At 71.2% G+C, this 13092-nt stretch carries 11 protein-coding genes; 8 read left to right on the top strand and 3 right to left on the bottom strand.

The window, feature by feature from the left end; all coding sequences use genetic code 11:
• Positions 1-180: 180 nt before the first annotated feature.
• Complete coding sequence (locus tag AC069K_RS21675; protein ID WP_365112905.1) at positions 181-534, top strand: hypothetical protein; 354 nt, start codon at positions 181-183, stop codon at positions 532-534.
• A 70-nt stretch (positions 535-604) separates the two neighbouring features.
• On the opposite strand, the gene AC069K_RS21680 is transcribed toward AC069K_RS21675, so the two are convergent.
• Positions 605-2137, bottom strand: coding sequence for a peptide MFS transporter (locus AC069K_RS21680; RefSeq protein WP_365112908.1), 1533 nt, complete (start codon positions 2135-2137; stop codon positions 605-607).
• A gap of 571 nt (positions 2138-2708) precedes the next feature.
• Between AC069K_RS21680 and AC069K_RS21685 the strand changes: the two genes are divergently transcribed.
• Both AC069K_RS21685 and AC069K_RS21690 read left to right on the top strand, forming a co-directional pair.
• Positions 2709-3386: a response regulator transcription factor gene (locus AC069K_RS21685; protein WP_358834342.1), complete on the top strand. Its 678-nt coding sequence runs from the start codon at positions 2709-2711 to the stop codon at positions 3384-3386.
• Between the two features lie 47 nt (positions 3387-3433).
• Positions 3434-4702 (top strand): ATP-binding protein, encoded by a 1269-nt coding sequence (locus AC069K_RS21690; protein ID WP_358834343.1) that lies wholly within the window; start codon positions 3434-3436, stop codon positions 4700-4702.
• A gap of 5 nt (positions 4703-4707) precedes the next feature.
• Here AC069K_RS21690 and AC069K_RS21695 read toward each other — a convergent pair whose 3' ends face one another.
• Positions 4708-5223, bottom strand: a complete 516-nt coding sequence (locus tag AC069K_RS21695) for a GtrA family protein (protein ID WP_358834344.1) — start codon at positions 5221-5223, stop codon at positions 4708-4710.
• Between the two features lie 209 nt (positions 5224-5432).
• Between AC069K_RS21695 and AC069K_RS21700 the strand changes: the two genes are divergently transcribed.
• The 4 genes from AC069K_RS21700 to AC069K_RS21715 all read left to right on the top strand — a co-directional run bounded on the left by AC069K_RS21700 (position 5433) and on the right by AC069K_RS21715 (position 10234).
• Positions 5433-6572: a 5-(carboxyamino)imidazole ribonucleotide synthase gene (locus AC069K_RS21700; protein WP_358834345.1), complete on the top strand. Its 1140-nt coding sequence runs from the start codon at positions 5433-5435 to the stop codon at positions 6570-6572.
• Positions 6569-7099 (top strand): 5-(carboxyamino)imidazole ribonucleotide mutase, encoded by a 531-nt coding sequence (gene purE, locus AC069K_RS21705; protein ID WP_365112913.1) that lies wholly within the window; start codon positions 6569-6571, stop codon positions 7097-7099. The genes AC069K_RS21700 and purE overlap by 4 nt, the downstream gene beginning before the upstream one ends.
• Positions 7100-7104: 5 nt before the next feature.
• Complete coding sequence (locus AC069K_RS21710) at positions 7105-8289, top strand: dipeptidase (protein ID WP_365112938.1); 1185 nt, start codon at positions 7105-7107, stop codon at positions 8287-8289.
• Positions 8290-8992: 703 nt separating this feature from the next.
• Positions 8993-10234, top strand: coding sequence for a dipeptidase (locus AC069K_RS21715; protein WP_478618658.1), 1242 nt, complete (start codon positions 8993-8995; stop codon positions 10232-10234).
• A gap of 127 nt (positions 10235-10361) precedes the next feature.
• Here the strand turns inward: AC069K_RS21715 and AC069K_RS21720 are convergent, their stop codons facing one another.
• Positions 10362-11687: a UDP-glucose dehydrogenase family protein gene (locus AC069K_RS21720; protein ID WP_478618661.1), complete on the bottom strand. Its 1326-nt coding sequence runs from the start codon at positions 11685-11687 to the stop codon at positions 10362-10364.
• 189 nt (positions 11688-11876) lie between these two features.
• Here AC069K_RS21720 and AC069K_RS21725 point away from each other — a divergent pair, with 189 nt between their 5' ends.
• Positions 11877-13034: an acyl-CoA dehydrogenase gene (locus AC069K_RS21725; protein WP_358837492.1), complete on the top strand. Its 1158-nt coding sequence runs from the start codon at positions 11877-11879 to the stop codon at positions 13032-13034.
• The last annotated feature ends 58 nt before the right edge of the window (positions 13035-13092 follow it).

Raw genomic sequence — 13092 nt, forward strand, 5'->3', positions numbered from 1 at the left:
CTCAGATCTTCATCAAACCTTGTGTGATCCCGCGCCGGAACCTTGTGACGAGAGGGACTGACATGAAAGGTTGAGGATGTTCGCTCAAGTAAATGGCGACGTCACGGAGTTTCTGAATCCGCAGATGAGGCAGGTGACCACTGCCCCATCTGGGGATTCATTGCACAGAAAGGAACGCACATGATGCGTTGGGGGAACAAGGCCGCCGCGGGGGCGCTCGCCGTCGTGCTGGGCGCGGGCGGCACAGGTCTGATCGCCGCTGCTCCGGCCCAGGCGGCCGGAAAGTACACCTGCAAGGCCTATGCCGACATGGACAAGGCGGGCCGTCCGAACGCCTACTCCGTGTGCCGCGGCGGCGGCGGCAAGACCGTGTCGCAGCACCGCGTCGAGATCAAGTGCGACCAGGTCCAGGGGGCCCGGGAGCACGTCGTGACGTACACGATGCACGGTCCGTGGGTCGGCCCCGGCCAGAAGTCCACGGTGCAGTGCGGGTTCAAGAACTTCCTGCGCGGCTTCAGCGTCCAGACCAAGTAACGGTCCGGAACACGGGAACGGCCCGGTACGCATCGTGCGTACCGGGCCGTTCCCTTGCTGTGAGGGCGCGTCAGCGGACGGTGCCCATGTGCTCCTTGACCTTCTTGCGGTACATGAAGACCGCCACACCCGCGAGGACGGCGAGGGTGGCCTCCACCGCCACGGCGCTGGTGCCGTTGAGGTTGACACCGAATACGGCGGGGTTCGAGAGCAGGCTGGCGACGGAGTCACCGGCGGTGACCGCGAGGAACCACACGCCCATCATCTGGCTGGCGTACTTGGCCGGGGCCATCTTCGTCGTGACCGACAGGCCGACCGGGGACAGGCACAGCTCACCCACGGTCTGGATGAAGTAGATGCCCACCAGCCACATCGGGCTGACCGCGGTGCCGTTCGCCGCCATGGCGAGCGGGATCAGGAAGAAGAAGAACGAGACGCCGATGAGCACCAGGCCCATCGTGAACTTCACGATGCTGCTCGGCTCGTTGCCCTTGCGGTTCAGCCACACCCAGATCCAGGCGAAGACCGGGGCCAGCGCCATGATGAACAGCGGGTTCAGCGACTGGTACCAGGAGGTCGGGAAGTCGAAGCCGAGCATCGTGTGCGCGGCCTTGCCCTCGCCGAACGCCTGGACGGTGGACGCGCCCTGGTCGTAGATCATCCAGAACACGGCGGCCGCGGCGAAGAACCAGATGTAGCCGGTCATCTTCGACTGCTCGGTGGTCGAGAGCTCCTTGTCGCGCTTGATCCGCAGCAGCACGCCGGTCGGGACGACCAGGCCGATGATCGTGAGCGGGATCATCGCCCAGTTCAGCGTGAAGTGGCCGGTGAAGCCGACGACACCGTAGAAGACGGCGGCGATGGCGACCCAGATCATGCCCTTGCGCAGGAAGGCCGTGCGCTCCTCGGCCGCCAGCGGCTTGGGGACGACGTCGCTCTCCGGGCTCAGGTTGCGGGTGCCCAGGAGGAAGGCGGCGAGACCGAGAGCCATGCCGACCGCGGCCATGCCGAAGCCGAGGTGCCAGCTGACCTTCTGGCCGACGGTGCCGATGGCCAGCGGCGCGAAGAAGGCGCCCGCGTTGATGCCCATGTAGAAGATCGTGAAGCCGCCGTCGCGGCGCGGGTCGTCCGGGCCGTCGTAGAGGTGGCCCACCATCGTGGAGATGTTGGCCTTGAGCAGACCGGAACCGGCCGCGACCAGCGCGAGGCCCGCGAAGAACGGGGCCTGACCGCCGGGCAGCGCCAGGGTGACGTGGCCCGCCATGATCGTGACGGCCGCGATGGCCACCGTCTTGCGGGGACCCCAGACGCGGTCGCCGAGCCAGCCGCCGGGCATGGCGAGCAGGTACACCATCGCCGAGTAGACGGAGACGATGACCGTGGTGGTGGCCACGTCCATGGCCAGACCGCCGCCCCTGCTCCCCTCGCCGGCACCGGGGCCGCCGGAGAGCAGGTAGACGGTGAGCAGTGCCTTCATGCCGTAGTAGGAGAAGCGCTCCCACATCTCGGTCATGAAGAGAGTGGCCAGGCCGCGGGGGTGGCCGAAGAAGGTCTTCTCGGTACCGGTGGTGCTGGCCGAGTCCTTCGTCAGGCTGGACGCCATGGTCGATCCTTGCTTGCTCGGGACGCGCGCTTCGTGAGCGGTGATCGCGCCCGGTGGGGGGTGGCCGGCACCGGCAGGAGACCGCCCGCCCCTACGCCCGAGGGGTTCGCATCCGTGGTGACGGAGTCGAGAGGACGGACCCACCGGGATCCACGCCCGGGGCGCACCATCGCGCCCGGGGCCCGGCCCATAGGTCATTCACTGTATTCGGAACCAGTAATTCCGGTTCCTTCGCAGAAAAGAGACCTTTGGCGCGCCAAGCAGGCCAAAGGTCCCCGAGTTAGTGCTAAAGGCGTTGAGACACCATACGACACCACACAGCCGCATATGGAAGGACTTGAGACATGGATCACAGGCTTCGCTGGAACCATCGGCCCACATTCGAAGGTGCATACCAGGATCGCATCCCAGAGCCGCAGGGACGGACGCCCTGGAGACGATCAAGGAACGGCGATTCGACGATCAAGGAGCGATCGGACGGCGATCAGGAACGGGCGCGCCCCCGAACCCCCCGCTCCCCCTCACCGGTTCCACGGACAGCCCCTCCCGGTCGCGGACTACCATCACCCCCATGACCCGTGTACTGCTCGCCGAGGACGACGCGTCCATCTCGGAGCCGCTGGCCCGCGCACTGCGTCGGGAGGGTTACGAGGTCGAGGTCCGCGAGGACGGCCCGAGCGCCCTCGACGCCGGACTCCAGGGAGGCGCCGACCTGGTCGTGCTCGACCTGGGCCTGCCCGGGATGGACGGCCTGGAGGTGGCCCGCAGGCTCCGCTCCGAGGGCCACACCGTCCCGATCCTGGTGCTGACCGCCCGCGCCGACGAGGTGGACACCGTGGTCGGCCTCGACGCCGGCGCCGACGACTACGTCACCAAGCCGTTCCGGCTGGCCGAGCTGCTGGCCCGGGTCCGGGCCCTGCTGCGGCGCGGCGCCACCGAGCCCGCCCCCCAGCCCGCCACCCACGGCGTGCGGATCGACGTCGAGTCGCACCGCGCCTGGATGGGCGACGAGGAGCTCCAGCTCACCGCCAAGGAGTTCGACCTGCTGCGGGTCCTGGTGCGCGACGCGGGCCGGGTCGTCACCCGCGACCAGCTGATGCGCGAGGTCTGGGACACCACCTGGTGGTCCTCGACCAAGACGCTCGACATGCACATCTCCTGGCTGCGCAAGAAGCTCGGCGACGACGCCGCCAACCCGCGCTACATCGCCACCGTCCGAGGCGTCGGCTTCCGCTTCGAGAAGAGCTGACGGCCGGGTACGCCCGTCCCCTCCGCCACGTCCTGGGACACTGAGGCATGCGCCGCCGACTGATCAACTCCACGCTCGCCGTGGTGCTCGTCGTGATCGCCGTCTTCGGCGTCTCCCTCGTCATCGTCGAGACCAGGACGATCAGCAGCAGCGCCCAGGAGAGCGTCAACTCCGAGGCGCTGCGGCTGGTCAGCGTCATCGACAGCCGGATGCTCGCCAACGAGGCGGTCAGCCCGCAGTCGCTGCCGGGCGTCGGCCCCGACCGCTACGCCCGGATCGAGATCCCCGGCCGCGCCCCCATCGAACTCGGCACCCGGCCCGGCGGCTCGCTCATCCGCGGCTTCGCCACCGGCGCGCGCGGCGAGAGCGTCCTGGTCGAGGAGTCCCGCTCCACCGTCACCCGCGAGGTCGGGCGCACCCTGCTGATCATCGGCGCGGTGGCGCTGCTCGCCATCGTCTCCGCGGTGCTCCTGGCCGTACGCCAGGCCAACAAGCTCGCCTCCCCGCTCACCGATCTCGCCGAGACCGCGGAGCGGCTCGGCTCGGGCGACCCGCGCCCGCGCCACAAGCGGTACGGGGTGCACGAGCTGGACCGGGTCGCCGACGTCCTGGACTCCTCCGCCGAGCGGATCGGGCGCATGCTCACCGCCGAGCGCCGGCTCGCCGCCGACGCCTCCCACCAGTTGCGCACCCCGCTCACCGCGCTCTCGATGCGGCTGGAGGAGATCGCGCTCACCGACGACCTGGAGACGGTCAAGGAGGAGGCGACGATCGCGCTCACCCAGGTCGAGCGGCTCACCGACGTGGTGGAGCGGCTGCTCACCAACTCCCGCGACCCCCGTACCGGCTCGGCCGTCGTCTTCGACCTCGACGAGGTGGTCAAGCAGCAGCTGGAGGAGTGGCGCCCGGCCTACCGCAGCGCGGGCCGCGCCATCGTCCGCTCCGGCAAGCAGGGGCTGCGGGCGGTGGGCACCCCGGGGGCGGTCGCCCAGGTGCTCGCGGCACTGATCGAGAACTCGCTGATGCACGGCGGCGGCACCGTGGCGGTCCGTACCCGCGTCACCGGCAACCAGACCGTGGTCGAGGTCACCGACCAGGGTCCCGGGGTGCCGCCCGACCTCGGGGCGCGGATCTTCGAGCGGACCATCAGCGGCCGCAACTCCACCGGCATCGGCCTCGCCGTCGCCCGCGACCTCGCCGAGGCGGACGGCGGGCGCCTGGAGATGCTCCAGCAGCAGCCCGCGGTCTTCGCCCTGTTCCTGAGCCGGGTGGCGCGCGGCCCGCGCGAGCCGGAGGCGGAGCCGACGGTCAGGTGAGCGGTCTACGACCCCGAGTGGTGGCGGGCGTACGGCTGGGGGGCGTCGCCGAGAAAGGACTCGGCGGTCTCCACCGCCTCCCGGGCGGGCAGCGCCCGGAACACCCAGGTGCGGTACGACCAGAACCGGAAGACCGTGCCCAGGCCCAGGCCCACCACGTTCTTGGCGATGTTGTCGGCGACCGTCGAGGTGTAGCCGAAGCCGTAGTGCGAGAGCGCCAGGACACCGTTCTCGATCACCAGGCCGATGCCGCTGAACAGCAGGAAGAGCATCAGCTCCCGGCTGCGCCGGCCGCCCTCGGTGTGCCGGTAGGTCCAGTAGCGGTTGCCCACGTAGTTGGTGCCGATGGCGACGGCGGTGGCGATCACACCGGAGCGCACCACCGCGAGGTGGGCCACGTGCATGCACAGGTTGAAGACGATCGCGTTGACGACGAATCCGACGGCGCCCACCGCGCCGAACTTCGCGATCTCCCGGGCGAGCAGCTGTAGCCGCGTACGCAATGCGCCCCGTTCACTCATGGTGATCGCTCAGCCCCGTTCGGATCAGTGGTGGTGCCCGGAAATCGATGTCGCGCTTCGTACGCCGACCCGGCCATGCTAACCAGCGGCTCCGCCCCCTGCTCGTGGACGCCCGCGAATCCCGGCCACACCCGGCCTCCGGCGGGCGCTCCCCGGCCCCCGGACCGGCTCCCTCCGGGGCCCCGGGCGACGGCGGATACCCTGGGGGTGTGACGTTCCCGGTAGTCGGCATGGTCGGTGGCGGTCAGCTCGCCCGTATGACCCACGAGGCGGGCATCCCCCTCGGCATCAGATTCAAGTTGCTCAGTGACACCCCCCAGGACTCGGCGGCCCAGGTGGTGAGCGAGGTCGTCATCGGCGACTATCGCGACCTGGACACGCTGCGTGCCTTCGCGCGCGGCTGCGACGTGATCACCTTCGATCACGAGCACGTACCCACCGAGCACCTGCGGGCCCTGGAGGCGGACGGCATTCCCGTCCGGCCGGGGCCCGACGCGTTGGTGCACGCCCAGGACAAGGGGGTGATGCGCGCCAGGCTCGACGCGATGGGCGCGCCCTGCCCCCGCCACCGGCTGGTGGCGGACCCGGCCGACGTGTCGCGGTTCGCGGCGGAGGGCGAGGGCTATCCCGTCATCCTCAAGACCGTGCGCGGCGGCTACGACGGCAAGGGCGTGTGGTTCGTCCGCTCCGAGGCGGACGCGGCCGACGCCTTCAAGGCGGGCGTGGACGTGCTCGCCGAGGAGAAGGTCGACTTCACCCGCGAGCTCGCCGCCAACGTGGTGCGCTCCCCGCACGGCCAGGCCGTCGCCTACCCGGTCGTGGAGTCGGTGCAGGTCGACGGCGTCTGCGACACCGTGATCGCGCCCGCGCCGGACCTCGGCGAGGAGCTGGCGGGCAGGGCCCAGCAGCTGGCCCTGCGCATCGCGGACGAGCTGGGCGTGGTCGGCCACCTCGCGGTCGAGCTCTTCGAGACCCGCGACGGGCGCATCCTCGTCAACGAGCTGGCCATGCGCCCGCACAACTCGGGCCACTGGACCCAGGACGGCGCGATCACCTCGCAGTTCGCCAACCACGTCCGGGCCGTCCTCGACCTTCCGCTGGGCGACCCGCGCCCGAGGTCGACGTGGACGGTCATGTGCAACGTGCTCGGCGGCGACTACCCGGACATGTACCACGCGTATCTGCACTGCATGGCCCGCGACCCCCAGCTCAAGATCCATATGTACGGCAAGGACGTGAAGCCCGGCCGTAAGGTCGGCCACGTCAACACCTACGGCGACGACCTCGCGGACGTGCGCGAGCGCGCCCGTCACGCGGCGGACTACCTCAGAGGAACGATCACCGAATGAGCCCCACCTCTCCCGTCATCGGCATCGTCATGGGTTCCGACTCCGACTGGCCGGTCATGGAGGCCGCCGCCCAGGCGCTGCACGAGTTCGAGATCCCGTACGAGGTCGACGTGGTCTCCGCGCACCGGATGCCGCACGAGATGATCGCGTACGGCGAGCAGGCGGCGGAGCGCGGTCTGAAGGCGATCATCGCGGGCGCGGGCGGCGCCGCCCATCTGCCCGGCATGCTCGCCTCGGTCACGCCGCTGCCGGTGATCGGTGTCCCGGTGCCGCTGAAGTACCTGGACGGCATGGACTCGCTGCTGTCCATCGTGCAGATGCCGGCCGGGGTGCCGGTGGCGACGGTGTCGGTGGGCGGTGCCCGCAACGCGGGCCTGCTGGCCGCCCGTATGCTGGCCGCCCACGACCCCGAACTCCTCGCCCGCATGCGGGAGTTCCAGCAGGAGCTGAACGACCAGGCGACCGAGAAGGGCAGGCGCCTGCGCGCGAAGGTGGAGACCTCGGCGTCCTTCGGCTTCGGAAAGTGAGCACGGTGGACCACCTCGCCCGGGCCCGTACGCTGCTGGCCCAGCACCCCGTCGTCGACGGCCACAACGACCTGCCCTGGGCGCTGCGCAACCAGGTCCGCTACGACCTCGACCGCCGTGACGTGGGCCGGGACCAGAGCGAGCACCTGCACACCGACATCCCCCGGCTGCGGGCGGGGGGAGTCGGCGCGCAGTTCTGGTCGGTCTTCGTCCGCACGGACATGGCGGGCGACGACGCGGTCAGCGCGACCCTGGAGCAGATCGACTGCGTCGACCAGCTCATCGCGCGCTACCCCGGGGAGCTGGCCGGGGCGCTGACGGCGGACGACATGGAGAAGGCGCGGGCCTCGGGCCGCATCGCCTCGCTCAAGGGCGCCGAGGGCGGCCACTCCATCAACGACTCCCTCGCCACGCTGCGCGCGCTGTACGCGCTGGGCGTCCGCTACATGACGCTCACCCACAACGACAACACCGCGTGGGCGGACTCGGCGACGGACGCGCCGGGGGTCGGGGGCCTGTCCCCCTTCGGCCACGAGGTGGTCCGCGAGATGAACCGGCTCGGCATGCTGGTCGACCTCTCGCACGTGGCGGCGACGACGATGCGGGACGCGCTGTCCACGTCGACGGCGCCGGTGATCTTCTCCCACTCCTCGGCGCGGGCGGTCTGCGACCATCCGCGCAACGTGCCCGACGACGTGCTCGCGCAGCTCCCCGCCAACGGCGGGGTGGCGATGGTGACCTTCGTGCCGAAGTTCATCCTGCCGGCGGCGGTGGAGTGGACGGCGGCGGCCGACGAGAACCTGCGCGCGCACGGACTGCACGCGCTGGACACCTCGCCGGAGGCGATGGCGCTGCACGCCGCCTTCGAGGCGGCGCACCCGCGCCCGGTCGCGACCGTCGTGACGGTGGCGGACCACCTCGACCACATGCGGGCGGTGGCGGGGATCGACCATGTCGGGATCGGCGGGGACTTCGACGGCACCGCCTTCACCCCGTCCGGCCTGGACGACGTCGCCGGCTACCCCAACCTCATCGCCGAACTGCTCGCCCGTGGCTGGTCCGAGGCGGACGTGGCGAAGCTGACGTGGGGGAACGCGGTGCGGGTGCTGCGGGACGCGGAAGCGGCGTCCCGGGACGAGCGGTCCCGCAGGGGCCCGTCCCTGGCGACCCGGGAGTCCCTGGACGGGTAGGCCCCCTACGGGGGCGGGGACCGGGGCGGGGCGGGTCACCCGAGCCTCTCCTTCCGGGCCGTCCAGCCCCCGGCCCGCGCCCGGCTCCCGGCCCGCGCCGGCCCCCGGCCTGAGCCCGTCCCTGGGCTGCGCCCGGCCCCCGGGCTGCGCCCCGCCCGGGTTTACGGGCTCCGCCCCCGTCCCGTTTTACCTGCGGCCCGGTGGGGGCTGGTCGCGCAGTTCCCCGCGCCCCTTAAGGGGGCCTGCGGCCCATCAAGCCCCCCGGCCTGAACGCACTGCTGCCCAGAACCGGCCCCCAGGGGCGCGGGGAACTGCGCGAGCAACGGACCACCGGCCGTCAGACGGCCGAGGTCTTTAGGGGCGCGGGGAACTGCGCGAGCAACCGTCCACCCACCGGCAGACGAACTCCGGGCCGATAAGGGGCGCGGGGAACTGCGCGAGCAACCGTCCACCGGCCGTCAGACGACCGAGGTCTTTAGGGGCGCGGGGAACTGCGCGAGCAGCCGTCCACGCACCGGCAGACGAACTCCGGGCCGATAAGGGGCGCGGGGAACTGCGCGACCAGCCACCACCCGCCCGCAGACGAACCCCCGCCCAACCCCCCCCGCGTCCCCCGAACGCCACAACCGTCGCGACCCCCAGCCCCACCCATGTGACGCTGACCGTACCGCTGCCGTCGTCGAGGTCGAACCGGGAGGCTGTCATGGCAGATCTGCAGGACGAGGCCGACACCGCCACCGCCGGGATAGGCGCGCCCGACGCCGCCAAGGCCGGGACCCGCGAGCCCGACCACCCCGCACCCGCAACACCCGCCCCGCACCACTCAGCCCCCACCCCCACTCCCACCCCCACCCCCACCGAACGGCACCCGGACGCCGAGGCGGCCCCCGGCGACACCGACACCCTCGACCCCGAGCTGCGCGCCCGTATCCACGCGCTCCTGCGCGCCCACCCCGTCGCCGACGGGTACAACACCCTCGCCCAGGTGCTCGTGCACACCCCGTGGCACGACGTCGAGCTCGGGGAGAGTTCGCTCGACACCGACATCCCCCGGCTCCGGCACGGCGGCGTCGGAGCGCAGCTGTGGTCGCTGATGGTCCCGGCGGACTGCCCGGACCCGGTCAGCGCCACGCTGGAGCGCGTCGACCGCATCCGTACGCTCGTAGACGCCTGCCCGGAGGGGCTGCGCACGGCGCACGCCGTGGGGGACCTGGCCGACGCCCGCAACCACGGCCGTATCGCCTCGCTCTTCGGGCCGGTCGCCGCCCACGCGCTGGGCGACTCGCTGGGTACGGTCCGGGCGTACCACGCGCTCGGCGTCCGCGCGGTCACCCTGACCGCCACGGCCGCCTGGGCCCGCGCGGGCCTGACCCGCTTCGGGCAGGAGGTCGTACGGGAGCTCAACCGGCTCGGCATGGTCATCGACCTGTCCGGCGCGGCCCCCGAGACCGTCCGCCACACCTACAGCGCGGCCAAGGCCCCGGTGATCTTCACCCGGTCGGCCGCCCGCGCCCTCACCGACCACCCGCTCAACGTAACCGACGAACTCGTCGCGGAGCTCCCCGAGAACGGCGGGGTGTGTCTGGTGAGCTTCGCCCCGGCGCAGGTCGCCCGCGCCGGACGGCCCGCCTGCGTCCAGGACGTCGCCGACCACATCGAGCATCTGCGCGAGGCCGCGGGACCGGAGCACATCGGCCTCTCGGGCGGGTACGGCCTGCCGGAGGACGCCCCGCGCACCGTCGGCCTGGAGGACGCCTCCTGCTATCCGGTCCTGCTCGCGGAGCTGATCGACCGGGGCTGGGACGACACCGAGCTGGCCGCGCTGACCTGGGGCAACTTCGCACGGGTCATCCGCGACGTGGACTTCGCGGCCCGCGCCGCCCAGCCCCGCCGAGGACCTTCCACCGCCACCATCGAGGAACTCGACCCACCGCGCCAGGGCTGACGGCGGGACGGAAGCGGTTAGGACCGATACGGGCAGGACCGATACGGGCAGGACCGTAGCAACGAGGAACGTAGCAACCAGGACCGCAGCAGCCAGGACCCCAGCAACCAGGACCGCAGACTCGTCCCTACGCGCGCGGGCGCCCCATCGCCCGGAACGTCCAGCCCGCCTCGCGCCACTTCACCGCGTCCAGCGCGTTCCGCCCGTCCAGCACGATCCGGGCGTCGGCCACCTCGCCCAGCGCCGCCGGGTCCAGCTCGCGGAACTCGCGCCACTCGGTGAGGTGGAGCACCACGTCCGCGCCGCGCACCGCGTCCAGCGCCGTGTCCGCGTATCCGAGCGTGGGGAAGAGGCGGCGGGCGTTGTCCATGCCCTTGGGGTCGTAGACGGTGACCTGGCCGCCCTGGAGGTGGATCTGCCCGGCCACGTTCAGGGCGGGCGAGTCGCGTACGTCGTCGGAGTCCGGCTTGAAGGTCGCGCCCAGCACGGCGACCCGCTTGCCCAGGAAGGACCCGCCGCCCAGCGCCTCGCGCGCCATCTCCACCATCTGGCCGCGCCGGCGCATGTTGATGGAGTCGATCTCGCGCAGGAAGGTGAGCGCCTGGTCGGCGCCGAGCTCGCCGGCCCGGGCCATGAACGCGCGGATGTCCTTGGGCAGGCAGCCGCCGCCGAAGCCGATCCCGGCCCGCAGGAACTTCGAGCCGATGCGCTCGTCGTGCCCGATGGCCTCGGCCAGCTTCACCACGTCGCCGTCGGCGGCCTCGCACACCTCGGCCATGGCGTTGATGAAGGAGATCTTGGTGGCGAGGAAGGAGTTCGCGGAGGTCTTCACCAGTTCGGCGGTGGGGAAGTCGGTCACCACGAAGGGGGAGCCCTCGGCGACCGGTGTCCCGTACACCTCGCGCAGCAGCTTCTCGGCGCGCTCGCTCTCCACGCCGACCACGATCCGGTCGGGGTGCAGGGTGTCGTTCACGGCGAAGCCCTCGCGCAGGAACTCCGGGTTCCAGGCCAGCTCCACGCCCTCGGGCAGCGTCGCGGCCAGCCGGGCGGCGGACCCGACCGGCACGGTCGACTTGCCCACCACCAGCGCGCCCTCGCGCAGGTGCGGGGCGAGCGAGGCGAAGGCGGAGTCGACGTAGGACATGTCGCACGCGTACTCGCCGTGCTTCTGCGGGGTGTTCACGCAGACGAAGTGCACATCGCCGAAGGCGCCGACCTCCTCCCAGGAGGTGGTGAAGCGCAGCCGCCCGCTGGAGCCCTCGATCCCGGCGACGTGCCGGGCGAGCAGCTCCTCCAGGCCCGGCTCGTACATCGGCACGCGCCCCTGCGCCAGCAGCGCGATCTTCTCCGGGACCACGTCCAGGCCCAGCACCTCGAACCCCAGCTCCGCCATGGCCGCGGCGTGGGTGGCCCCGAGGTATCCGGTGCCGATCACAGTGATCTTGAGGGCCATGCGGTACTCCTGGAAGGTACGGGCTTGAGGGCGCTGCCCGAGCATAGTCGGGCCCCTGCGCGGCCTGCGATCCGCCTTGATCGCGGCCTCCGTCCGCCTGTCGTCAAACTCACGTATGCCGCAGGCCGTGCACCCCACTAAAATTAAGGTTACTTAACGGTAGTTAGCGCCCTTGGGGAGTGAGTCACCTTGGCCGGAACGGCTGATTTCGACCTGTACCGCCCGTCCGAAGAACACGACATGCTCCGCGACGCGATCCGCTCGCTCTCCGAGGCGAAGATCGCGCCGTTCGCGGCCGAGGTCGACGAGGAGGCCCGCTTCCCGCAGGAGGCGCTGGACGCCCTGGTCGCCAACGACCTGCACGCCGTGCACGTCCCCGAGGAGTACGGCGGCGCCGGCGCCGACGCGCTCGCCACCGTCATCGTGATCGAGGAGGTGGCCCGCGTCTGCGCCTCCTCCTCCCTCATCCCGGCCGTGAACAAGCTCGGCTCGCTCCCGGTGATCCTCTCCGGCTCCGAGGAGCTGAAGAAGAAGTACCTGGGCCCGCTGGCCAAGGGCGACGCGATGTTCTCGTACTGCCTCTCGGAGCCGGACGCGGGCTCCGACGCCGCGGGCATGAAGACCCGCGCGGTGCGCGACGGGGACTTCTGGGTGCTCAACGGCGTGAAGCGCTGGATCACCAACGCGGGCGTCTCCGACTACTACACGGTGATGGCCGTCACCGACCCGGAGAAGCGCTCGAAGGGCATCTCCGCCTTCGTGGTCGAGAAGTCCGACCCGGGCGTCTCCTTCGGCGCCCCGGAGAAGAAGCTCGGCATCAAGGGCTCCCCGACGCGCGAGGTCTACCTCGACAACGTCCGCATCCCCGCCGACCGCATGATCGGCGCCGAGGGCACCGGCTTCGCCACCGCGATGAAGACCCTTGACCACACCCGCATCACCATCGCGGCCCAGGCCCTCGGCATCGCCCAGGGCGCCCTCGACTACGCCAAGGGCTACGTCCAGGAGCGCAAGCAGTTCGGCAAGCCGATCGCCGAGTTCCAGGGCATCCAGTTCATGCTCGCCGACATGGCGATGAAGATCTCGGCCGCCCGCGCCCTGACCTACCAGGCCGCCGCGGCGTCCGAGCGCGGCGACGCGGACCTGACGTACCTGGGCGCGGCGGCGAAGTGCTTCGCCTCCGACGTCGCCATGGAAGCCACCACGGACGCGGTCCAGCTCCTCGGCGGCTACGGCTACACCCGCGACTACCCGGTGGAGCGCATGATGCGCGACGCCAAGATCACCCAGATCTACGAGGGCACCAACCAGGTCCAGCGCATCGTGATGGCGCGCAACCTGCCGTAGCGGTCGAGCGCCTCGGGCCCGTATCCGTGCGTCACGGATACGGGCCCGAGGCGTGCTG

It is taken from the genome of Streptomyces sp. NPDC043908, assembly GCF_056435525.1.

Bases quoted from the DNA above. Each gene is read 5' to 3' on its own strand.
- AC069K_RS21675 (WP_365112905.1), top strand. From the start codon at position 181: ATGATGCGTTGGGGGAACAAGGCCGCCGCGGGGGCGCTCGCCGTCGTG.
- AC069K_RS21680 (WP_365112908.1), bottom strand. From the start codon at position 2,137: ATGGCGTCCAGCCTGACGAAGGACTCGGCCAGCACCACCGGTACCGAG.
- AC069K_RS21685 (WP_358834342.1), top strand. From the start codon at position 2,709: ATGACCCGTGTACTGCTCGCCGAGGACGACGCGTCCATCTCGGAGCCG.
- AC069K_RS21690 (WP_358834343.1), top strand. From the start codon at position 3,434: ATGCGCCGCCGACTGATCAACTCCACGCTCGCCGTGGTGCTCGTCGTG.
- AC069K_RS21695 (WP_358834344.1), bottom strand. From the start codon at position 5,223: ATGAGTGAACGGGGCGCATTGCGTACGCGGCTACAGCTGCTCGCCCGG.
- purE (WP_365112913.1), top strand. From the start codon at position 6,569: ATGAGCCCCACCTCTCCCGTCATCGGCATCGTCATGGGTTCCGACTCC.
- AC069K_RS21715 (WP_478618658.1), top strand. From the start codon at position 8,993: ATGGCAGATCTGCAGGACGAGGCCGACACCGCCACCGCCGGGATAGGC.
- AC069K_RS21720 (WP_478618661.1), bottom strand. From the start codon at position 11,687: ATGGCCCTCAAGATCACTGTGATCGGCACCGGATACCTCGGGGCCACC.